Here is a 19,839-nt window from a genome sequence, read left to right as displayed (position 1 = left end):
ATGATTATGGCGGTCATTATCACCCAATGATTACGATCATAATCATTAGGCAGGAAAGTTGAGATGACACAAGTTCAGTCGCGCGCCGAGAAGATCGCGCTGATCACCGGCGCTTCGGGTGGCATCGGGCATGCGGCCGGACTTGCGCTCATCCGGGCGGGGTATCGCGTGTTCGGCACCAGCCGCCGAGCTGCGCCCAACGAAGTGCGTCAGGGCATTCACATGGTCCCTTGCGACGTCACCGATGATGGGTCCGTCAGAGACGCCATCAAGCAAGTTGTCGCCCTCGCCGACCGGATCGACGTACTGGTAAACAATGCGGGCCGCAGCCTGATCGGCGGCGCCGAGGAATCATCGGTCGCTCAAGCCCAAAGCCTGTTCGACATAAATGTCTTCGGCATCGTTCGCATGACCAATGAAGTGCTGCCCATCATGCGCAGACAGGGCGAGGGCCGGATCATCAACATCAGTTCGGTGTCCGGTTTCCTGCCGGGGCCATTCACCGCCCTCTACACCGCCACCAAACACGCAGTCGAAGGATATTCCGAGTCGCTCGATCACGAACTTCGAACGTTCGGCATCAGGGTTTCCCTTGTCGAGCCCGCCTTCACCCGCACCGGACTGGAAGAGAACGCCGAACAGCCTGACCGGATTTCCGGCGTCTACGAACAGGGGCGCTCAGCCATGAATTCGACCTGGCGCAACAGAATCGCGAGCGGCGATCCGGTGGAAGCGGTGGCCGACAAAGTGGTACAGGCAGCCACCGAAAAGACGCCGAGCATGCGCTATACGCCTGGCAAAACGGCAGGCCGTCTTCGCTTCATGCGGCGCTTCGTGCCCGAAAACATGTTCGACAAGAGCTTCCGCAAGCAGATGGGCGTGGCCGATTGATCTAAAATCAAGGCATGGCCAGGCCAGTCCGGCAGGCGAGCCTCCTTTCGCCGAGGAGCGACGAATGAAGTCCTATTTGTGCAAATATATTCCGCCGCGTTCCGACTTTCTGGCAACGATGACCACCGATGAGGAAGAGTGGATGAAGCAGCACCGAGCATTCCTGGATGACCTGCTTGAAAAGAGGCTTATCGTCGCGCACGGCCCCGTGATGGACCCGGCTGGCGGTTATGGGGTGTCGCTCTATCGGATTGCCGATGATCTGGACATAGAGGCGATCACCTCGGAGGACCCGATCGTGAAGAATGGCGCCGGGCACTACGAACACCATCCGATGCTGCATTTGAAAACGCACGGCTAACCATTTCGACCAAACCGCATCGATGCGGCAGCGAAAGTCGCTCTCGAAGGGGCCAGCTTTGCGCACGCTGGCGGGCGCGATCCAGTCGAGGTTTCTGGCGTCCATCCTGCCGAGGTGCAGGCGTCTCACATGGCGGCCGGCATCACGCCGAAACCGCAATGGCGCCCTGGTTTTCGGCTCTGTGTTCGACCCAGATATGGACCGGTTCGTCCCGGCCGCGGATGCTCACCGGCCCATGATCGCGCGCATTCAACCGTGTCGTTGGCGATTCCGCCTTCGCGGCCTCGATCAGTCGTGACCCAAAGCAAATATTCGCCTGAAGCTCACGGCAGAGCGCCTGCAAACGGCTGGCGACGTTGACGGTGTCGCCCACCACCGCGAAGGACAGGTTGCGCTCGCTGCCGACCGCGCCGAGGACGACGGCGCCATATTGTGCACCGATCCGAACGTCCAGCGGCGGATATCCTCTGGACACACGCTGGACATTCCAGTCTTCGATAGCGGCGATCATCGCTTCAGCGCACCGGATGGCCCGGGTTGCGTCGTCATGGCTGGCTTGCGGAACCCCGAAGGTCGCCATGATGCAATCGCCGATATAGTTGTCGACGGTGCCATGGTGGTCGAAAACGACCTGCTCCATGCGACGGTGGAACTGACGCAGAAGTTCGAACACTGCTTCGGCCGGATGGTCCTCGGAATAGTGTGTGAAGCCGACAATGTCGGCGAACAGCACCGCGATATCCTGCCGGCGGACCGGACCGAAGGGCTCGTCATCCGAGGCGAGCTGGTCGACGACATTGGGCGAAAAATGCCGGGCGAGATTGGCGCGGGCGCGCTCTGCCTTGACATAGTCTTCCGACAGATGCCGGGAACGGGAGACGACCAGCGCCATGATCGCGCCGATAATCAGCACAACCAACACATTGGTCGCCTGCGCGAACGTATCGACGAAATTGGGGTTGAGATAGAGATTCAGTCGCTCTGTCATCGGCAGCGAATAGAGGTTCGTTGCCGGAATGACGGTTCCCGCATGCAAAACCACCCATCCCACCCCGATCGTCCACGTCAAGGCCGCGAGCGCGCCGAGATAGAGCGCCAATCGTGTCGAAAGGGTCAGCGCGCCAAGGCATACGAAAATCAGCAGGAATTTGAAGCTGCCCTCGCGCAGTTGCATCGCCGCCGGCGCGACCTCGAGGGAAAACGGGTTGGGCGTTACCAGCAGAACGGTCAACAGAATGATATCCAGCGTACCGACGAGGTAACCGATCCACCATGGAGCGTTGCGACGGCGCGCAAAGCGAAACTGGATCAGACCGACGAGTTGGAACAGCGCGAGGCCCGCCAGCACGAAGAGCAGCGAGGCATCCCAGCGGCTGATCAATGAAAAGAAGCAGGAGATCACGGCAAGCGATGCGGTGCGCGCCCAGAACTGCAATGCAGCACCCTGGCGTTCTGCCCGCTCCCGCAAATTTTTCAGGCGCGAATAGCGGCGAAGTTCAAGTGTTGGCGCGGTGGGCATAGGATCACTTCGATTTTGCGGGGACGGTCACGCATTCGGCAAACCCGCCCCGTACAGTCAGGCAAATCAGCGCGCGAACTCTATCATGGTTTCGTTTTTGAAACGCGGCTGGCGCGTCAAGCCGGCAGCGGGCGGCGTCCCTTTGCCGGAGCGGTGGGCCGGTCGGACGCACCGGCATCCCTGGGGTGCGGGCCGATCGGCATGATCGCCGGAAACGGGGTTGCGCCAAAAGCAAACGTCCATTTGTAGCCGGTCAACCCGTCTTCCGGCGTCGTGTGCTGGTCGTGATGGGCGAGCAGCTTGACGCGCTCGGCCAACTCCTCGGCCTCGCGCTTGACCATCTCCGCCGTCTCCGGCCGCATCCGCCTGGAGAAGGAGACGAAGGTCGCTTCCCGCTCCAGATGGGTGATCGCCCAGCCGATGAAATTCTTGTTTGTCATCTCGAACAGCGGCCTGAGCGGCCCTTCGAAATTCCACTGGATCGGTGTGTCGACCAGCAGCCGTGCCGACAGCCCGCTGCCCAGCGCAATGAGGCCGAGCGCTTCGAGATCGCGCAGATAGAGGAACATCGACGCTTCGCTCAAGCCCTGCGAGCGCATGACGCCCTCGGGCGTGAATTTCTCCGATAGCATGACGAAGATGAACAGCAGCGCCGGCCGTCCGGCAAGCTTGCGCTCGACCTCTGGCGCGATGCGGTTGACCGGTCCCGGCCCCCGGTTCATCGACCCCAGCACGTTTTCCAGCTCGACGCCGGCGGCAGCGCAGATCCCGACGAGACGGTCGAGCTTGCAGTTGCCCTCGTGGAAGATGCGCTTGACCGTCGGCTCGGAAACGCCCATCCGCCCGGCAAGCTCACGATAGGTGACGCCCTTGGCCTTCAGCGTCCGCTTCAGCGCCTCGAAGATCAGGCCGTTCATGGAATGCACCTCTTTTGCGCCATTTCGTATCGGTTTCCGATACTAGCTCGAATCGTCCTTCCGGAAAAGTATCGAAACTCCTAGCTCTCCGCCATCCATCACAGGAGACCTGGCCATGAAAACCCTCATCACCTCGATTTGCGTCGCCGCCTTCGCTATCGCGCTCGCACCTGCGGCCGAGGCCGCCGAACTCTGGCGCGCCTCGGGCTTCGAGCAACCGGAATCGGCGCTGTTCGATGCCGCCAACCACCGCATCATCGTCTCCAACATCGTCGGCAATCCCTGTGAAGCCGACGGCAACGGCTATCTCTCGGTGCTATCGCTGGACGGCAAGGTCGTTAGCCGGCACTGGACCGCCGGCATGGATGCACCGAAGGGCTCGGCAATCTCCGGCGGCAAGCTCTACGTCGCCGACATCACCAAGGTGCGCATCGTCGATCTCGCCAGCGGCAAGCTCGTCTCGACCATCGATGTGCCCGGTGCCGTCTTCCTCAACGACGTCACATCGGACTCATCGGGCAGGGTCTATGTCACCGACATGCTGGCCAATGCGATCTACGGCATCGACGGCAACAAGCCGGACCTGTTCGTGAAGGATGCGAAGCTCGCCGCGCCCAACGGCATCTTTGCCGATGGAGGTCGGCTGATCGTGGCGTCCTGGGGCAAGGGCATCAAGCCGGACTTCAGCACTGCCGCGCCCGGGGGCCTGCTGTCGGTCGATCTCGCGACGAAAACCGTGACGCCGCTGCCTGGCGCACAACACTTTGCCGACCTCGACGGCGTCGTCGCCATCGGCGACAGCATCTACGCCACCGCCTTCATGACCGGCACGCTCTATCGGTACAAAGTCGGCGAGGCGCCGGAGGCTGTAGAGCAGTTCAAGCCGGGCAGCGCCGATATCGGCACAGACGGCACGCGGATTTTCGTGCCGCTGATGAACGAGGGCGAGATCGCGGTGCTGAGCCTGGACTGACGGCGCACATTTGCCGGCTCAGCCAGCGGGCGCGGCTTTGAGTTGCGCCCGCGAATCCTTGATCGAGGCGGCAAAGGTCACCAGCGGCCGCTTGACGCCGTGGTTGATCAGCATGCGCCGTGTCTGCGGCGAGGCACCGGCGATGATGAAACGCACCCCTGCGCGCTTCGCCTTGTGCGCCGCGCCCTCGATGACATTGGCCGCGGTGGAATCGAAGAACGGCACCGCCGAGCAATCGAGGATGAAGTTCTTGCGCTGGTCGGCGATGCGGTCGAGCGCCGTGCCGACAGTCGAGGCGGCGCCGAAGAAGAAGGCGCCGGAGATGCGATAGACGACGGTGTCGGCGTCGCTTGCCTCGCTTGCATCGTAGGCGCGGCCGCTGCTGTCGGCGACATCGTCCTGCACCAGCGGCAAATCCGCCTCCACGGCGATCGACTTGGCCATGCGGTCGATGAACAGGATCGAGCCTAGCGCGAAGCCGACGACGATGCCTTCGGTGAGATCGCGGAAGACGACGATCAGGAAGGTTGCCATCAGCACCAGGGCGTCGCCGCGCGAAGCGCGCAGCAACGTGGCGAAGGCCTGCTTCTCGAACATATTCCAGCAGACAACCGCCAGCACACCGGCAAGGGCGGCAAGCGGGATGTAGCTCGCCAGTGGCGCGGCCACCAGCATGAAGACCAATAGGAACAGCGAATGCAGCATGCCGGAAACCGGCCCATGCGCGCCGGCCCGCACATTGGTGGCGGTGCGGGCGATGGTGCCGGTGGTGCAGATGCCGCCGAACAGGGCAGACGCGATGTTGGCAAAGCCTTGCGCCACCAGTTCGCAATTGGAACGGTGCCGCCGCCCGGTCATGCCGTCGGCGACCACGGCCGACAGCAGCGATTCGATGGCACCGAGCAGCGCAAAAGCCACCGCATCCGGCAGCACCGCAATCGCCTTGTCGAGGTTGAGTCCCGGCAGTGCCGGCAACGGCAGGCTGCGCGGAATGCCGCCATAGCGCGTGCCGATCGTTTCCGCCGGCAGCGAAAGCAGCGCCACGACAAGGGAGGCCAGTCCGACGGCGATCAGCATGCCCGGCCAGCCGGGCCGCCAGCGCTTCACCCCCACGATGGTGGCGATGGTCAACGCCGCCACCAGCGTCGCCGAGATGTTGAGCGTACCGGCCGCGTGGCCGATCGCCATCAGTTTCGGCAGCAGCGGCCCGGGCTCCGGCCCGGCAAGCCTCAGCCCGAACAGTTCGACGATCTGGCCGGAGAAGATGATGATCGAGATGCCGGCGGTGAAGCCGACCGTCACCGGGTAAGGGATGAATTTGATATAGGTTCCGAGCCGGAGATAGCCGATGGCGAGCAGGAAGATGCCGGCCATCATCGTCGCCAGCAGCAGTCCGTCGACGCCTTCGCGCTGCACCGTCGCCGCCACCAGCACGATGAAGGCGCCGGCCGGGCCGCCGATCTGGAAGCGGCTGCCGCCGAGCGCCGAGACGATGAAGCCGCCGACAATGGCCGTGAACAGGCCGCGCTCCGGCGTCACGCCCGAAGCAATCGCAATCGCCATCGACAGCGGCAACGCGACAATGGCGACGGTCAGCCCGGCCATGAAGTCGGCCTTGAACTGCGGCAGGCGGTAACCTTCGCGCCAGACCGTCACCAGCTTGGGCGTGAACAGCTCTGAAAATGTCGGCTTTGCCGACTTCTGGGCCGGTTGATGCACTGCCCGCCGGATCTGATCCATGGACTGCCTTCCGCTTGCGTGAAGGCGGCGGGATCGTCGGCAGGACTGTCGGCGGTCGCCGTCGCGACTATATGCCGGCTCAGCCTTGCGGGTTCGGCGGCGCCACCGGCTTGAGGCGCACGCCCCGGCCGCCGCGCTCGCTGGTCTGGTTCTCGCCGATGAGCTCCACCCCGGCCTCGTCGAGAGCCTGGACAACCTTCATCAGCGTATCGACCACACCCCTGACCACGCCGTCACTCGCTTCCATGCGCTGGATTGTCGGAAGCGAAACGCCGGCACGCTCGGCGAGTGTCTTCTGATCGATGCCGGCCAGCGCCCTCGCGGCGCGCATCTGCGCGGCAGTGATCATCGGTCGGAACCCCCGTCTGAGTCTGCGGAGACGACGTGTAATACAATCATAGTGATGTTTCAACCATCATAAAGCATACGTGAAACATGATCTCTCCACAAAGCCGGATGGCGGGATACGGGATGAGCATGCTACGCTAACAGCCTTGGCTCTTATTGGCGGGGAAATATCAGTTGAAGATTTTCAGGACCTTGACGACGTCGGCAGCCTTGCTGTCGGCGGTTTTTATGCTGGCAGGCTGCGGACACGGGCTGATCAACCGGCTGATTTGAATGTCGCTCCGGATCGTCAGTCTTCGGGCTCGTTGCCATCGGCCACCGCCTTGTTCCGCTGCAGCATTCGCGCCGCCAGCCAGCACAGCGTCGCCCAGGTGAAGCCGGCGCACCATCCCGCCAGCACGTCGGAAGGCCAGTGGACGCCGAGATAGACGCGGCTGACGCCGACCAGCAGCGTTATCAGCACCGCCAGGCTGAGGACATAGATTTTCGTCGTTCGTCCCGGCAGGAAGCGCGCTGCCAGCGAGCCCAGCGTGAGATAGGTCACCGCCGACAGCATGGCGTGGCCGCTGGGAAACGACAGCGACGTCTCGTTGGCCAGGTGCGAGACAAGATCGGGGCGCGGCCGGTCGATGCCGGCCTTGAGCAAGGTCGACAGCAGCTGCCCGCCAGCCACCGCGACAAAGATCAGCAGCGCCGTCCTCGGCCTACGGATCAGCAGGAGGTAGACGATCACCGCCGTTACGATCAGCACCAGCACGCTGGAGCTGCCGAGGCTGGTGATGTCGCGCATCGCGCCTTCCAGCCATGCCGGGCCGACGGGAACATCCGGCTGACCCACTTTTCGGAAAGCGAGCAGGATCTCAGTATCGAAAGCGTGCGGCGTGGTGGCCCGCGCCACCTCCATCAGTTCCTCGAAGCCCCACAGCCCGGCGGCTATCACCAGCCCGGCCAGCAGCACCGGAAATTCAAGCCAGTTGGTGAACGCACGCGGGGTCTTCATCGGATTACAGTCGCCCCTGCAGGTAAGGCCCGAGCGAGATCAGCACCACCGCCGCGATGGCCAGCACGATGCCGGTCGCCTGCAAGGCATTGACGCGTTCGCCGAAGAACACCAGCGCCACCACATTGACCGCCACCAGCTGGATCACCGCCGACAGGCTGAACGACACCGACATGCCGAACTCACGAACCAGCCGCAGCATCATCAGATTGCCCGCCGTATAGAGCGCCAGTGTCAGCACGATCTTGCCAAGGCTTGGCGCCAGCCCCCATTGCTTGGCCGCGATTGCCGCCAGCAGGAAGATCACCGTCGAAACGACGAGCTGCGCCAGTCCCCAGAAACTCACTTTTGTGCCTCGCTGTCGTTTGTGGCAGCCCTTGTTTCGCAAGCGCGCCGACACGTCAAGCAGACTGCGGCGAGACAGGCCCGACGATGACGAGAGGTGGCTGAATGAATGGCAGCACGATCGCGGTCTGATTGCAACGCTCGGGCCGGATTAACGCAAACCCAGGCAGCTGCCCACCCAAGCCCCGGAAAAGAATGGACATTTAAACATGGCGCCCTACCTCTTCTGGAGGAGAGTGCCATGCCAAAGTCCGTCTATGACCGTGGCCTGCTGAAACCCGACGACATCGCCAGGCTGCAACGCGTGTTCGACGAAGCCTGCCGCAGGCGCGACGTGCATCCCGATTCGGCGGAGGCGCGGGAGATCGCGCTGAACCTGCTTGCGCTGCACAATGCCGGGATGGTCGAGGAAGATATGCTTATGGAAACCGTGGGTTTCCGCAGGTTGGAGCCGAAATCAGCCTGAGACCCGCAAGGCGGCCTGGAGCAATTCCAGGAAAAGTGTGAAGCGGTTTTCCGTCCGGAATTGCGTAAAAATAAAGGCCTAGGAGCGGTTCGCCGTTTCCGTGAAACGGTGAAACGCTCTAGCCGGCGCGCTGCACGACGGCCACATTCATCTCTGCCCTCAGCCTGAAGCCGATGGACTCGTACAACCGGACCGCGCCGGCATTGCTGGCATAGGCATGCAGGTAGGGAACTTCGCCGCGCGCAAAAATTCGGTTGGCCACGAACACCGACAGCAGCCGGCCGAGGCCGCTGCCGCGAAATTCGGGATGCGAGCAGACGCCGCTGAGTTCGCTGTAGCCGGGCTGCTTCATGCGCTCGCCGGCCATCGCCGCCAGCCGGCCGTCGATCTTCACGCCCCAGAACTCGCCGAGGCTCAGCGCCTTGAGCGTGAACGGGCCGGGCCTGGTCAGTGACGCCAAAGCGAGCATCCCGGCCGCGTCGTCCTGCGTCAGCTGCTGCACACGCTCGTCCGACACGGCAGGCAATGGCGCCTCGGCAACCATCTGAACACCGAAGGCGGTCACGGTCGCGGTCAGTTCCGGCGGCAAGGCAATGGGGTCCGCCTGGAGCATGAACACGCTCTCACCCGCAGGAATGAGGCTTGCGAGCGCCTGCAGGCTCTCAGCGTCGTCTGCCCCGGAAGCCGCGAAGGGGACGATCGAGGAGGGATAGCGCCTGGCGAGCCTGTCGCCATACGCAAAGATCCGATGCCGCGTGTCGAGCGCGCTCCAGACCGGACGATCGAGGACATGGCTCATGGCGCGACATCCTGTTTCACACGACGGTCGAGTGGGGCCGCCGCCAGGCCGTCCTCTATTGCCGAGAGTTGTTGTAGAAGCGGCCCCGCAAGGCCTTTGCACAAGTCGGCAACGGCGTTCTCGATGCGCGGCCAAACGTCCCGCTTCGCCCTGTCGACCAGGCGCTGGCCGTTGGCGGTCAGCGAGATCATCCTGCGGCGCTGGTCGTCGTTCGATGGCGCGGCCTCGACCAGCCCCAACTCGGCCAGCAGCGCCACGCTGCGCGTCACCCCCGGCTGGGTGATCCCCAGTGACTGCGCCAGTTCGCCGACAGGCAGCGGCCCAAGCCGGTCGAGCGCGGCCAGCAGAGGATACTGGCTGGACTGCACCGGCACCTCCAGCCCATCGAGCATGCGCTGCGTATCGGCCTGCAACTGCTCGCCGATACGCTTCAGCCTGCTGCCGAGGGTGAGATAGCCAAGGGATCGAATGATGTCTTCCATGGGTGGTCCGTCTCCTGGATAAATATAACATGTTATATAATAATGCAATGAACGAGTTCAAGCGCCTGCTTTGGAGGTTGGCCGCAAGCATCTCGACTTCGTCGTCCTTGGGCGAAGCAGGAGCGAAGCGACGCGGCGCAGACCCTGGGATCATGCCTTGGCCGTGGAAGCAGCGGAGCAGACCTGCAACGCAGCGTAGCTCAGAAGTCACGGCATGGATCCTCGGGTGTGCGCCGCGTCGCTACGCTCCTTGCTTCGCCCGTGGATGACGACGGGATGGCGTTTCGCCCAATCGCCAGGATATTCGATCCCGTCTTGCAGATGCGTTGAACCACCAGTCCGCGCCACAGCAGCAGCCCGAAGTGCGCGGTGGTTCTCCGTCCAGAAGCGCTCGTCTACAACCCCCTTGGCGATCTGACGGGCAATCGCTTCGGCCTGCAGGCCTGCGCTGTGAAAATAGCTGGTCAGGCTTGGCCGCATGCCGATGAACCACAGGCCGGGCTGGCCGCTCGGGGTGCCGCCATTGGCCTTCGGCACGCCCTTGGCGTCGAGCACGCCGAGATCGCCCAGCATGGCCTCCAGGCCGGTGCGATAGCCGGTTGCTGCGATCACCACATCCGGCTCGAGCACCGTGCCGTCGTTCAGCCGCACGCCGGCGCCTTCGAAAGCCGCCACCGGCGCCACCACCGAAATCCGTCCGGCCTTCAGCGCGGCGACGGCGCCGTCATCAACGGCAATAGCGATCTGCTCGACGCCGAGCCGGCTGGCGCCGCCCTTCGGCGCCGGCGGCAGGCCGAAGCGGGCGAGGTCGCCGAACACCAGCCGCTGCGTCGCGGCAATCGCGGCATCGGCAATCCACGTCGGCAGCATCGCCATGAAACCGCCGAAGCGCGCCACGGCGACCTTGCCGATCCGTTTCGGCATCAGCGACGGACCCTGCCTGGCTGACAAGCAGATGGCCTTGGTGTCGGCGCGGGCGAGGTGGTTGAGCACGTCGAAGCCGGAATTTCCGGCTCCGACCACCAGCACGCTTTTGCCCACATAGTCCTGTGCTGTGCCGAAATCGGCGGCGTGGATAAGTTTGCCGGTGAAAGTCGCCTTGCCTTGCCAGTCCGGCGTCCATGGCAAGCGGTCGCGGCCGGTGGCGACGATGACATTGCGGGCGCTCAGCGTTTCCCGGCCCGTATGGACGAGCCAGCCATTGCCTCTGCGTTCGATCCGCTCGACGGCGGTGCCGAATTCGACCCTTATGCCGCGCGCGCGGGCAAAATCCTCGAGATAACCGACGATGGCATCCTTGTTCGGAAAGGCGGCGGTGCGTGGCGGATAGGCAAGGCCGGGCAGGGCCGATAGCGCGCGATGCGTGTTGAGGGTCAGCTTCTCGTGCCGCCGTCGCCACGGTTCGGCGATCCGCGGCTCCTTTTCAAGCACGACGACCCGCACGCCGCGCCGGCCAAGCGCGTCGGCGGCCGCCAGCCCCGCCGCTCCGGCGCCGATGACGATAACCGTGTCGTCGAGTCCTTTCAGCCCCAGGACGATAGGCATCGTTTCGCTTGTCGTAGCCGCCATTCGGTCGAGATTCCCTTTCAGGTGCGCCATGGGGACCCGTCCTATATGGCACGTCCCATATGGCACAGGGGCGATATGATCGATAATGAGGTCGCGTCAATGCGACTGATTCGAGGCCTTGGGGGCAAGCCTCTGTTTATCATCGGCACGCGGAAGCTCGACCATGCCCTCCTTGCGTATCTTTCTCGACAGACTGCTGGAGGGCGCCGCAGCCAAGGTGCCGCGCCAGGATTTTTCGCATGTCGAGCGGCTGGCGCTTGTCCGCCGGCACGGCGACTTCTCGCTGGCCTATTCGACCGCCGTGCAGCAAAAACTGTCCTATTTCGGCGACGCCGACGGCTACATCGCCTTCGGCACCAAGATGAAGCACCATTTCGCGCTCGGTGACCCGGTGGCCCATCCGGCCGATCGGCCCGACTATATCAGGCGCTTTGTCGAAGCCGCCGACAGCCCGTGGTTCGTGCAGATCGGCGAAGCGACGGCGCGCGTTCTGGCCGGGCTCGGCTACCAGGTCAACCGTCTCGGCGTCGACACGCGGCTGGAACTGCCGGCTCACGATTTTTCCGGCAAGCGCAACGAAACCGTGCGCTATTCCGAACGCTGGCTCTTGAAGAAGGGGTTTTCCTTTGGCGAAGGAGCGGTCTATCTCGACGAGGTCCAGCGCCTGTCGCAGAACTGGCGGGCCGACCGCATCGTCAAGCGCTGGGAGATGGCCTTCCTCAACCGCCCCTTTGCCGATCATCTCGGCATCGATATGCGCCGTTTCGTGCTCTACAGCCCGGAAGGCGAGCTCGTCGCTTTGCTCGATTTCGATCCGATGTTCAGCGGCGGCAAGGTGATCGGCTACACCACCTCGTTCAAGCGCAAGCACATCGATGCCTCGCCGCATGCCGAAATCGGGCTGACCAAATTCGCCGTCGACCGCTTTCGCAATGAGGGCATTTCGGTCGTCACGCTCGGCCTGTCGCCGATGCTCGATGTCGGAGCCAACGGCTTTGCCGAATCGAGCTTCTGGCGCAACGCCTTCGAGCGGGCCTATGAGTCGCCCTGGGTCAACCGCAGCAAGTTCAACCTCAAGGGCCAGGCGGCGTTCAAGCGCCGCTTCCATGGCGTCGAAGAACCGACCTACATCGCCTTCCGCCAGGGCAGGCTGATCGAGATGCTGGGGTTGCTGCGCCTCATCAAGGCGATCTAGCAAGAAGCGTGGCGGCCAACGTGGCCAATTTGCCCCCAGCAAAACTGTTGATTTGACCGGCGCACGGGCGATCGCCTATTGCATGTCGCTCAGAAGTGGCCCCGGTTTTGAGACAACGACATGCATAAGAACAAAGACCTAATGCGCGTCGCCTGAGTCCGTTCAAACGCGACGCGCTTTAGAGCGGCAGGGTCAGTTGCGCAGCCGGTAGCCGGTGCGGAAGATCCAGGCGACGATGGCGATGCAGATGGCGAGGAACACCATCGTCATGCCCAGGCTGACGGCGACCGAGACATCGGACTTGCCGTAAAAGCTCCAGCGGAAACCGCTGATCAGGTAGACGACCGGGTTGAACAGCGTCACCGTGCGCCAGGTCTCGGGCAGCATGTTGATCGAATAGAAGCTGCCGCCGAGGAAGGTCAGCGGCGTGATGATCAACAGCGGCACCAGCTGCAATTGCTCGAAGCTTTTCGCCCATATGCCGATGATGAAGCCGAACAGGCTGAAGGTCACCGCCGTCAAGACAAGGAAGGCCAGCATCCAGAACGGATGCTGGATGGTGAGCGGCACGAACAGCGAGGCCGTCGCCAGGATGATCAGGCCGAGGATGATCGACTTGGTCGCGGCGCCGCCGACATAGGCGATGACGATCTCCAGATACGACACCGGCGCCGACAGGAGCTCGTAGATGGAGCCGACGAATTTCGGGAAATAGATGGCAAAGGAGGCGTTGGAGATCGACTGCGTCAACAGTGAGAGCATGATCAGGCCGGGCACGATGAAGGCGCCGTAGCTGATGCCGTCAATCTCGGTGATGCGCGAGCCGATGGCCGAGCCGAAGACGACGAAATAAAGCGATGTCGAGATCACCGGCGAGACGATGCTCTGCAGCACGGTGCGGAACGCACGCGCCATCTCGACCCGGTAGATCGCCCATACTGCTCGCCAATTCATGGCTCTTGCCTCAACAGATTGACGAAGATCTCCTCGAGCGAGCTGTTTTGCGTGTCCATGTCGCGGAACTGGATGCCGGCCGTCTCGAGTTCGCGCAGCAGCGATGCGACGCCGGGGCGTTCGCTCTGGTTGTCATAGGTGTAGGTCAGCTGTGTGCCATCGCCCGACAGCTCCAAGGCGTAGTGCGAGAATGCATCGGGAATGGCGGTGAGCGGGTTGCGCAATTCGACGATCAGGCGCTTGCGGCCGAGCTTGCGCATCAGTTCGGCCTTGCCCTCGACCAGGATGATCTCGCCGCGGTTGATGACGCCGACACGGTCGGCCATCGCCTCGGCCTCTTCGATATAGTGCGTGGTGAGGATGATGGTGACGCCATCGTCGCGCAGCCGCCGCACCATCGCCCACATGTCCTGGCGCAGTTCGACGTCGACGCCGGCCGTGGGTTCGTCGAGGAACAGGATGCGCGGCTCATGTGACAGCGCCTTTGCAATCATCAGCCGCCGCTTCATGCCGCCCGACAGCGTGATCGCCTTGGCGTCCTTCTTGTCCCACAACGACAAGTCGCGCAGCACCTTTTCGACGAAGCCCGGATTGGGCGGCTTGCCAAACAGGCCGCGACTGTAGGTGACGGTTGCCCAGACGCTCTCGAACGCGTCGATGGTCAGCTCCTGCGGCACCAGCCCGATCAGGCTGCGCGCGGCGCGGTAGTCTCGGTTGATGTCGTGGCCGTCGACGGTCACCGTTCCCGACGAACGGTTGACGATGCCGCAGACGATCGAGATCAGCGTCGTCTTGCCGGCGCCGTTCGGCCCCAGCAGCGCGAAAATCTCGCCGCGTTCGATGTCGAGGTTGATTTCCTTCAGCGCCTTGAAGCCGGTGGCGTAGGTCTTCGTGACCCCGGCAATCGAAATGATGGAAGGCAAATTCGTGGAAGACATGAGGCCGAAAACGACTGTTTGAAAGAGGCGGGGATTATTATTGCGCTGAATGTCGGTGTGCAGGCTCGGAAGTCAATGCCGCTGCTGACAATTGTGGACAAACGTTCCCCTTTGCCGTTTCGTGATGGGGGTATCGGGGCACTGACGGATTGATCCCATCTCCTGCGACAACGCGCCCCGCGTGACGCCAAGCCGCTTTGACCGGACCGCATCCGCCGCCTATTCTGCGCCAACAACAGCAGCCGGAGCCCGCATGGACCCGCTCATCCTGTCGCGAATGCAGTTCGGGGCGAATATCTCGTTCCACATCCTGTTTCCGACCATCACGATTGCGCTTGGCTGGGTGCTGCTGTTCTTCAAGCTCCGCTACAACGCCACCAATGATTCCGCCTGGATGCGCGCCTATTTCACCTGGGTAAAGGTGTTCGCGCTGTCCTTCGCCATGGGCGTGGTCTCGGGCGTCACCATGAGCTTCCAGTTCGGCACCAACTGGCCGGGCTATATGGAGCATGTAGGCAACATCGCCGGGCCGCTGCTTGCCTACGAGATCCTCACCGCCTTCTTCCTTGAAGCGGCCTTCCTCGGCATCATGCTGTTCGGGTTCCGCCGCGTCTCCAACCGCGTCCACACGCTGGCGACGGTATTGGTCGCCGGCGGCACCACGCTGTCGGCCTTCTGGATCATTGCGCTGAATTCCTGGATGCAGACGCCGGCCGGCTTCGAGATGATCGATGGCAAGGCGCATCCCGTCGACTGGTGGGCGATCGTCTTCAACCCGTCCATGCCCTACCGTCTGACGCATATGCTGCTTGCCTCCGGCCTGACGGTGTCGTTCCTGATCGCCGGCCTGTCGGCGCTGCGCTACCTCACCGGCGACCGGTCGGAATCGATGTGGAAGGCGCTGCGCACCGGCGTCTTCACCGCCGCCATCCTGATCCCGATCCAGATCTTCGCCGGCGACCAGCACGGGCTGAATACGCTGGAGCACCAGCCGCAGAAGATCGCCGCCATGGAGGCGAACTGGAACACCGGCCCCAACGTGCCGCTGGTGCTGTTTGCGCTGCCCGACGAGGCGGCGAAGGAAAACAAATTCGAGATCGCCATTCCCGACGGCGCCAGCCTGGTGTTGCGCCATTCCACCAGCGGTATCGTGCCGGGGCTCAACGACTATCCCGGCCTGCATCCGCCGGTCTTCCCGGTGTTCTGGGGCTTCCGCATCATGGTCGGCACCGGCATTTTGATGCTCATCGTCTCGTGGTCGGCGACCTTCTTCCTCAAGCGCCGCCACAGCCTGCCGAGGCCGCTGGCCATGCTGATGGTGCCGATGGCGCTGTCGGGCTGGCTGGCGACGCTCGCCGGCTGGTACACCACCGAAATCGGCCGCCAGCCCTGGCTGGTCACCGGCGTGCTGAAAACCGCCGACGCTATCGGCCCGGTCGCCGGCAGCCATGTCGCGCTGACGCTCGCCATCTATCTCATCCTCTATGTGCTGCTGTTGATCGCCTATCTCGGCGTGCTGGTGCACCTGGCGCTGAAGGCCGCCAAGGACGGCGATACCTCGCCGCTCCCGGGCGTCATGAAGACGGCGATGTCGCAACCGGCCGCGGGAGAGTGAAAAAATGACCTTCGACTGGCCAACCGCGCTGCCCCTGATCTTCGCCGGCCTGATGGGCCTCGCCATCCTGATCTACGTCATTCTCGACGGTTTCGATCTCGGCATCGGCATCCTGTTCTCGGTCGCCGAAGATGCCGAGCAGGACACCATGATCGCGGCAATAGGCCCGTTCTGGGATGCCAACGAGACCTGGCTGGTGCTGGCCGTCGGCCTGCTCCTGGTCGCCTTTCCGCTGGCGCATGGCGTCATCCTCACCGCGCTCTACATTCCGGTCTTCGTGCTTTTGGTTGGCCTCATCCTGCGCGGCGTCGCCTTCGATTTCCGCGCCAAGGTGCCCGCCGGCAAGAAGCATCGCTGGAACCGCATTTTCTTCCTCGGTTCCGTCATCGCCTCGCTGGCGCAAGGCTATATGCTCGGCGTCTATGTGCTTGGCCTCGATGTCGGCTTTGGCGGCATCGCTTTCGGGGCGCTGGTGGCGCTCTGCCTGTCGGCGGCCTATGCAGCGATGGGCGCTGCCTGGGTCATCTACAAGACCGAGGGCGAATTGCAGAGGAAGGCGGTGGCCTGGCTGCGGACAGCCCTGGTGCTGACCGCGCTCGGCATGGCGGCGGTGTCGCTGGCGACCCCATTCGCCAGTCCGCGCATCTTCGCCAAATGGTTCGTCTGGCCCGAAATGCTCTATCTGTCGCCGCTGCCGATCCTGTCGGCGCTGCTGTTCCTGTGGCTGTGGCGGCAGACCTTCCACCTGCCCAAGCCCGACGACCGCCATGCGCTGCGGCCGTTCCTGACGCTCGCCGCCATCTTCGCGCTCGGCTTTGCCGGGCTTGCCTGGTCGTTCTACCCCTTCGTGGTGCCCGACAGGCTGACCATCTGGCAGGCGGCGTCGGCGGCGGAAAGCCTCGCCATCATCCTCGCCGGCACGGTGGTCGTGCTGCCGGTGATCATCTTCTATTCGTTCTATGCGTATCGGGTGTTTGGGGGCAAGGCGACGGATCTGACGTATGATTGAAGGGCTCGCTAATCGCGTTTGCGCGAGGCACCCCCCCTCTGGCCTGCCGGCCATCTCCCCCTCAAGGGGGGAGATCAGCTCTCACTGCGGCCTTCGCCAACCTTGCAAGATGAGCACCGTCAGCGACGCTGCCAATCTCCCCCCTTGAGGGGAGATGTCCGGAAGGGCAGAGGGGGGTGCTGTCCCGCTGGCGTCTCAGGTAGGGCGTCGCCGCTCTCTGCGTCCGGCCAAGTCCTATCGCCCCTCAGCTCTTCCCCGCCAGCACCAGCACCGGCTTCTCGCTATACAACCCCGGGAACAGCGACTTCAAATTCGCCACCTTGGGCAGGTCGTTGTAGACGATGTAGGGATAGGTCGGGTTCAGCGTCAGAAAGTCCTGGTGATATTCCTCGGCCGGATAGAAGGTTTTGCCCGTCTCCAACGTGGTGACGATCGGCTTGGCAAACACCTTCGCCTGGTCGAGCTGGGCGATGTAGCTCTGGGCGATCTTCTGCTGCTCGCCATTCTCGGCAAAGATGGTCGAGCGGTACTGGGTGCCCGAGTCCGGGCCCTGGAAGTTCAACTGCGTCGGGTTGTGGGCGACCGAGAAATAGACCTGCAGCAGCTGGCCGTAGGTCACCTTGGACGGATCGTAGGTGATCTCGACCGATTCGGCGTGGCCGGTGCGGCCGCTGCCCACCGTTTCGTAGACGGCGTCATCCTTGGCGCCGCCGGTGTAGCCGGAGACGGCCTTGGTCACGCCCTTGACGTGCTGGAACACGCCCTGCACGCCCCAGAAGCAGCCGCCGGCGAAGATAGCCTTCGCGCTGCCGCTGGCGGCCTTCTCGTCCACTGCCGGCGGCGGGATCACCACCGCGTCCTCGGCCGAGCGCGCCGGGCTCTGCCAGAAGGCGGCCGCGGCGGCGGCGACGATGAGCGCGGCAAGCGCGCTCTTGAAGATCGGCGTTCTCGTCCTTGCAATGCCGGTCATGTCTGATCTCCTTGATGGTGGCGAAGACTATACGACAGAACGTCCCGCCTGGTTTCTCAAATTGCCGTGCGCCGGCCCGGCCACTGTGCGGCCGGGTCATGGGATCAAGCCTTATTGCGCGGGCGCCATGGCGTCCGCCGGCTTCATCGCATCCGTTGCGGGTTTCATGGCATCGGCCGGTTTCATGGCGTCGGTGGCGGGTTTCATCGGATTCGTCGCCATTGGGTCGGCTGGCTTCATGGCACCGGTCGCCGGCGCCATGGCATCGGTAGCGGGCTTCATCGCCTCGGTTGCCATCGCCGGCTTCATGGCGCTGGTCGCGTCTTCGGCGCGGGCGCCGGCGGCGAAGGCGGTCATCGAAAGCGCAAAGGCGAGTGCGGTCAGGATCTTGGTCATGATGGTATTTCCTCCTTGAAGAGGGCGCGCGGGTGCGAGCCCGGTTATGCCGCGCTAGCGGCGTTGCGTAGAAAAGGAAAATCAGTCGGCGGCTGCAGCCAGGATCGGCCCACCACCCGGCGACTGCACCAGCACCGCGGTGCTCAAGCCGCCGGAGGCTGCCGGCAATGGCAGCGTGGTGGCGTCGCCGCTCCAGCTGCCGAGTTTCTCCAGCGAGTGCACGACATTGGCATGCGGCAGCGTGCGGCCGGTGTTCTCGCCGCGCGCCACCGGCACCTCGACGACGCCCTTGTTGTAGCGAACCAGCCAGACATCGGCGCGGCCGGCCGGCGCGGAACCGGCGCCGATGCTGATCTTGCCGCCGTCGAGCGACAGCGTCGGCCCGTTCGTGTGACCGCTCGCGGAAATCAGCTGCTCGATCTCGCCGGGCGCTGCACCCACCGCATCGGCACCGCCATTGACCACCACCTGCGGCGTGAACGGGCCGGAGCGGCCGAGCGACGGCTCATAGCGCACCTGGCGCTGGGTAAATTCCTCGCGGCCGAAAATGTCTTTCCAGCCGAGATAGTCCCAGTAGGTGACGTTGAACGACAGCGCCAGAACGCCCGGCTGGTCCTTGACCTTGATCAGGTTGGCATTGGCCGGCGGGCAAGACGAACAGCCCTGGCTGGTGAACAATTCGACCACGGTGAGCGGCTGGGCGAAGGCGGCGCCGCCAAGCATCATCAGCGCCGCGCCTGCGGCAACCAGCATGCCGGCGCGTTTTGGGTTAAGTCCAGTCATCGGGGGTCTCCGTTGCGGCGGGTTCATCCCACACTTCGTCGCTGCCCGAGGCTTCGTTACATGGTTCACCGCTTCGTGATTGGGGGCGGACGCGTCGTTGCCTTCTCCCCTTGTGGGAGAAGGTGGATCGGCGCGAAGCGCCGAGACGGATGAGGGGTGTTCCAGCGGAGTGAGACGTTGGTTAATCTAACGTCATGCCACATCAGCCCGTCGCTCCTGCCAAACGAAACTTTGCCCGTTCGCTCCGACGTGAAATGACGGAGGCGGAAGACAAACTGTGGCACGAACTACGTGACCGCAGGCTCGATCGGATCAAATTTCGGCGCCAAGTTCCTGTTGGAAAATACGTCGCCGATTTCGCTTGTCTTGAATCACTCCTCATCATCGAGATCGATGGGAGTCAGCATGCGGACTCAGAGTCAGACCAGGCCCGTAGAACGGAACTGGAGGCGAGAGGCTTTCGTGTGTTGCGCTTTTGGAACGACGATGTCCTGAAAGACATGGACAGCGTCTGCACCACGATAATCGCTTATGTAAGGGATGTCAGTTTGCAGCCATGGCGGTGAAAG

At 63.4% G+C, this 19,839-nt stretch carries 22 protein-coding genes; 8 read left to right on the top strand and 14 right to left on the bottom strand.

Annotated elements, in window-relative coordinates:
• The first annotated feature begins 63 nt into the window (after positions 1–63).
• A complete protein-coding gene (locus tag NKI15_RS00600; RefSeq protein ID WP_352514316.1) occupies positions 64–891 on the top strand; it encodes an oxidoreductase in 828 nt (275 codons plus the stop codon).
• Between the two features lie 64 nt (positions 892–955).
• Positions 956–1,252, top strand: a complete 297-nt coding sequence (locus tag NKI15_RS00595) for a YciI family protein (RefSeq protein ID WP_023834575.1) — start codon at positions 956–958, stop codon at positions 1,250–1,252.
• A gap of 142 nt (positions 1,253–1,394) precedes the next feature.
• Here the strand turns inward: NKI15_RS00595 and NKI15_RS00590 are convergent, their stop codons facing one another.
• Both NKI15_RS00590 and NKI15_RS00585 read right to left on the bottom strand, forming a co-directional pair.
• The gene (locus tag NKI15_RS00590; RefSeq protein ID WP_352514315.1) at positions 1,395–2,771 is read right to left on the bottom strand and encodes an adenylate/guanylate cyclase domain-containing protein; all 1,377 of its coding nucleotides are present in this window, start codon (positions 2,769–2,771) and stop codon (positions 1,395–1,397) included.
• Positions 2,772–2,887: 116 nt separating this feature from the next.
• Positions 2,888–3,688, bottom strand: coding sequence for a helix-turn-helix domain-containing protein (locus NKI15_RS00585; RefSeq protein WP_352514314.1), 801 nt, complete (start codon positions 3,686–3,688; stop codon positions 2,888–2,890).
• Between the two features lie 115 nt (positions 3,689–3,803).
• Here NKI15_RS00585 and NKI15_RS00580 point away from each other — a divergent pair, with 115 nt between their 5' ends.
• Positions 3,804–4,661: an NHL repeat-containing protein gene (locus NKI15_RS00580; protein WP_352514313.1), complete on the top strand. Its 858-nt coding sequence runs from the start codon at positions 3,804–3,806 to the stop codon at positions 4,659–4,661.
• An 18-nt stretch (positions 4,662–4,679) separates the two neighbouring features.
• Here NKI15_RS00580 and NKI15_RS00575 read toward each other — a convergent pair whose 3' ends face one another.
• The 4 genes from NKI15_RS00575 to NKI15_RS00560 form a co-directional block, all read right to left on the bottom strand.
• Positions 4,680–6,401 (bottom strand): SulP family inorganic anion transporter, encoded by a 1,722-nt coding sequence (locus NKI15_RS00575; protein ID WP_352514312.1) that lies wholly within the window; start codon positions 6,399–6,401, stop codon positions 4,680–4,682.
• Between the two features lie 79 nt (positions 6,402–6,480).
• Positions 6,481–6,750 carry a helix-turn-helix domain-containing protein gene (locus NKI15_RS00570; RefSeq protein ID WP_023687514.1) on the bottom strand — a complete coding sequence of 90 codons (270 nt, stop codon included), beginning with the start codon at positions 6,748–6,750 and terminating at the stop codon, positions 6,481–6,483.
• 288 nt (positions 6,751–7,038) lie between these two features.
• Complete coding sequence (locus tag NKI15_RS00565; protein WP_023692974.1) at positions 7,039–7,749, bottom strand: phosphatase PAP2 family protein; 711 nt, start codon at positions 7,747–7,749, stop codon at positions 7,039–7,041.
• A 4-nt stretch (positions 7,750–7,753) separates the two neighbouring features.
• Entirely contained in the window at positions 7,754–8,095 is a 342-nt protein-coding gene (locus NKI15_RS00560; protein WP_023673273.1) for a hypothetical protein, read from the bottom strand.
• 240 nt (positions 8,096–8,335) lie between these two features.
• Here NKI15_RS00560 and NKI15_RS00555 point away from each other — a divergent pair, with 240 nt between their 5' ends.
• Positions 8,336–8,560, top strand: coding sequence for a hypothetical protein (locus tag NKI15_RS00555; RefSeq protein ID WP_023673272.1), 225 nt, complete (start codon positions 8,336–8,338; stop codon positions 8,558–8,560).
• A 118-nt stretch (positions 8,561–8,678) separates the two neighbouring features.
• On the opposite strand, the gene NKI15_RS00550 is transcribed toward NKI15_RS00555, so the two are convergent.
• The 3 genes from NKI15_RS00550 to NKI15_RS00540 all read right to left on the bottom strand — a co-directional run bounded on the left by NKI15_RS00550 (position 8,679) and on the right by NKI15_RS00540 (position 11,440).
• The gene (locus NKI15_RS00550; RefSeq protein WP_352514311.1) at positions 8,679–9,359 is read right to left on the bottom strand and encodes a GNAT family N-acetyltransferase; all 681 of its coding nucleotides are present in this window, start codon (positions 9,357–9,359) and stop codon (positions 8,679–8,681) included.
• Positions 9,356–9,841, bottom strand: a complete 486-nt coding sequence (locus NKI15_RS00545) for a MarR family winged helix-turn-helix transcriptional regulator (protein ID WP_023728778.1) — start codon at positions 9,839–9,841, stop codon at positions 9,356–9,358. The genes NKI15_RS00550 and NKI15_RS00545 overlap by 4 nt, the downstream gene beginning before the upstream one ends.
• Before the next feature lie 207 nt (positions 9,842–10,048).
• Entirely contained in the window at positions 10,049–11,440 is a 1,392-nt protein-coding gene (locus NKI15_RS00540; RefSeq protein WP_352514310.1) for a flavin-containing monooxygenase, read from the bottom strand.
• Positions 11,441–11,573: 133 nt separating this feature from the next.
• On the opposite strand from NKI15_RS00540, the gene NKI15_RS00535 reads away from it, so the two are divergent.
• On the top strand, positions 11,574–12,605 hold the full coding sequence (locus NKI15_RS00535; protein WP_352514309.1) for a phosphatidylglycerol lysyltransferase domain-containing protein: 1,032 nt from the start codon (positions 11,574–11,576) through the stop codon (positions 12,603–12,605).
• Between the two features lie 192 nt (positions 12,606–12,797).
• Here NKI15_RS00535 and NKI15_RS00530 read toward each other — a convergent pair whose 3' ends face one another.
• Together NKI15_RS00530 and NKI15_RS00525 are read right to left on the bottom strand one after the other, a co-directional pair.
• Positions 12,798–13,559 (bottom strand): ABC transporter permease, encoded by a 762-nt coding sequence (locus NKI15_RS00530; protein ID WP_023681263.1) that lies wholly within the window; start codon positions 13,557–13,559, stop codon positions 12,798–12,800.
• Positions 13,556–14,482, bottom strand: coding sequence for an ABC transporter ATP-binding protein (locus NKI15_RS00525; protein WP_023681262.1), 927 nt, complete (start codon positions 14,480–14,482; stop codon positions 13,556–13,558). The genes NKI15_RS00530 and NKI15_RS00525 overlap by 4 nt, the downstream gene beginning before the upstream one ends.
• A 268-nt stretch (positions 14,483–14,750) precedes the next feature.
• Here NKI15_RS00525 and NKI15_RS00520 point away from each other — a divergent pair, with 268 nt between their 5' ends.
• Positions 14,751–16,112 (top strand): cytochrome ubiquinol oxidase subunit I, encoded by a 1,362-nt coding sequence (locus tag NKI15_RS00520; RefSeq protein WP_352514308.1) that lies wholly within the window; start codon positions 14,751–14,753, stop codon positions 16,110–16,112.
• 4 nt (positions 16,113–16,116) lie between these two features.
• Positions 16,117–17,121, top strand: coding sequence for a cytochrome d ubiquinol oxidase subunit II (locus tag NKI15_RS00515; RefSeq protein ID WP_352514307.1), 1,005 nt, complete (start codon positions 16,117–16,119; stop codon positions 17,119–17,121).
• Between the two features lie 244 nt (positions 17,122–17,365).
• Here NKI15_RS00515 and msrA read toward each other — a convergent pair whose 3' ends face one another.
• The 3 genes from msrA to NKI15_RS00500 form a co-directional block, all read right to left on the bottom strand.
• The gene (msrA, locus tag NKI15_RS00510) at positions 17,366–18,091 is read right to left on the bottom strand and encodes a peptide-methionine (S)-S-oxide reductase MsrA (protein ID WP_352514306.1); all 726 of its coding nucleotides are present in this window, start codon (positions 18,089–18,091) and stop codon (positions 17,366–17,368) included.
• A gap of 111 nt (positions 18,092–18,202) precedes the next feature.
• Positions 18,203–18,487, bottom strand: a complete 285-nt coding sequence (locus NKI15_RS00505; protein ID WP_352514305.1) for a hypothetical protein — start codon at positions 18,485–18,487, stop codon at positions 18,203–18,205.
• A gap of 81 nt (positions 18,488–18,568) precedes the next feature.
• On the bottom strand, positions 18,569–19,240 hold the full coding sequence (locus tag NKI15_RS00500; RefSeq protein ID WP_502898663.1) for a DUF1223 domain-containing protein: 672 nt from the start codon (positions 19,238–19,240) through the stop codon (positions 18,569–18,571).
• Between the two features lie 224 nt (positions 19,241–19,464).
• On the opposite strand from NKI15_RS00500, the gene NKI15_RS00495 reads away from it, so the two are divergent.
• On the top strand, positions 19,465–19,836 hold the full coding sequence (locus tag NKI15_RS00495) for an endonuclease domain-containing protein (RefSeq protein ID WP_023681256.1): 372 nt from the start codon (positions 19,465–19,467) through the stop codon (positions 19,834–19,836).
• Positions 19,837–19,839 lie beyond the last annotated feature (3 nt).

Origin of the sequence: Mesorhizobium sp. M0862, from assembly GCF_040319795.1 — a bacterium.
Lineage (GTDB): Bacteria > Pseudomonadota > Alphaproteobacteria > Rhizobiales > Rhizobiaceae > Mesorhizobium.
The sequence above is the reverse complement of the archived record's forward strand: the minus strand, read 5'-3'. Positions and strand labels throughout refer to the sequence as shown.

Excerpts from the sequence above, each read along its gene's own strand:
- NKI15_RS00495 (WP_023681256.1), top strand. The coding sequence starts at position 19,465 with ATGCCACATCAGCCCGTCGCTCCTGCCAAACGAAACTTTGCCCGTTCG.
- NKI15_RS00515 (WP_352514307.1), top strand. The coding sequence starts at position 16,117 with ATGACCTTCGACTGGCCAACCGCGCTGCCCCTGATCTTCGCCGGCCTG.
- NKI15_RS00570 (WP_023687514.1), bottom strand. The coding sequence starts at position 6,750 with ATGATCACTGCCGCGCAGATGCGCGCCGCGAGGGCGCTGGCCGGCATC.
- NKI15_RS00600 (WP_352514316.1), top strand. The coding sequence starts at position 64 with ATGACACAAGTTCAGTCGCGCGCCGAGAAGATCGCGCTGATCACCGGC.
- NKI15_RS00595 (WP_023834575.1), top strand. The coding sequence starts at position 956 with ATGAAGTCCTATTTGTGCAAATATATTCCGCCGCGTTCCGACTTTCTG.
- NKI15_RS00550 (WP_352514311.1), bottom strand. The coding sequence starts at position 9,359 with ATGAGCCATGTCCTCGATCGTCCGGTCTGGAGCGCGCTCGACACGCGG.
- NKI15_RS00565 (WP_023692974.1), bottom strand. The coding sequence starts at position 7,749 with ATGAAGACCCCGCGTGCGTTCACCAACTGGCTTGAATTTCCGGTGCTG.
- NKI15_RS00555 (WP_023673272.1), top strand. The coding sequence starts at position 8,336 with ATGCCAAAGTCCGTCTATGACCGTGGCCTGCTGAAACCCGACGACATC.
- NKI15_RS00530 (WP_023681263.1), bottom strand. The coding sequence starts at position 13,559 with ATGAATTGGCGAGCAGTATGGGCGATCTACCGGGTCGAGATGGCGCGT.
- NKI15_RS00590 (WP_352514315.1), bottom strand. The coding sequence starts at position 2,771 with ATGCCCACCGCGCCAACACTTGAACTTCGCCGCTATTCGCGCCTGAAA.
- NKI15_RS00585 (WP_352514314.1), bottom strand. The coding sequence starts at position 3,688 with ATGAACGGCCTGATCTTCGAGGCGCTGAAGCGGACGCTGAAGGCCAAG.
- NKI15_RS00540 (WP_352514310.1), bottom strand. The coding sequence starts at position 11,440 with ATGGCGCACCTGAAAGGGAATCTCGACCGAATGGCGGCTACGACAAGC.
- NKI15_RS00500 (WP_502898663.1), bottom strand. The coding sequence starts at position 19,240 with ATGCTGGTTGCCGCAGGCGCGGCGCTGATGATGCTTGGCGGCGCCGCC.
- NKI15_RS00535 (WP_352514309.1), top strand. The coding sequence starts at position 11,574 with ATGCCCTCCTTGCGTATCTTTCTCGACAGACTGCTGGAGGGCGCCGCA.
- NKI15_RS00505 (WP_352514305.1), bottom strand. The coding sequence starts at position 18,487 with ATGACCAAGATCCTGACCGCACTCGCCTTTGCGCTTTCGATGACCGCC.
- NKI15_RS00580 (WP_352514313.1), top strand. The coding sequence starts at position 3,804 with ATGAAAACCCTCATCACCTCGATTTGCGTCGCCGCCTTCGCTATCGCG.
- NKI15_RS00545 (WP_023728778.1), bottom strand. The coding sequence starts at position 9,841 with ATGGAAGACATCATTCGATCCCTTGGCTATCTCACCCTCGGCAGCAGG.
- NKI15_RS00575 (WP_352514312.1), bottom strand. The coding sequence starts at position 6,401 with ATGGATCAGATCCGGCGGGCAGTGCATCAACCGGCCCAGAAGTCGGCA.
- msrA (WP_352514306.1), bottom strand. The coding sequence starts at position 18,091 with ATGACCGGCATTGCAAGGACGAGAACGCCGATCTTCAAGAGCGCGCTT.
- NKI15_RS00520 (WP_352514308.1), top strand. The coding sequence starts at position 14,751 with ATGGACCCGCTCATCCTGTCGCGAATGCAGTTCGGGGCGAATATCTCG.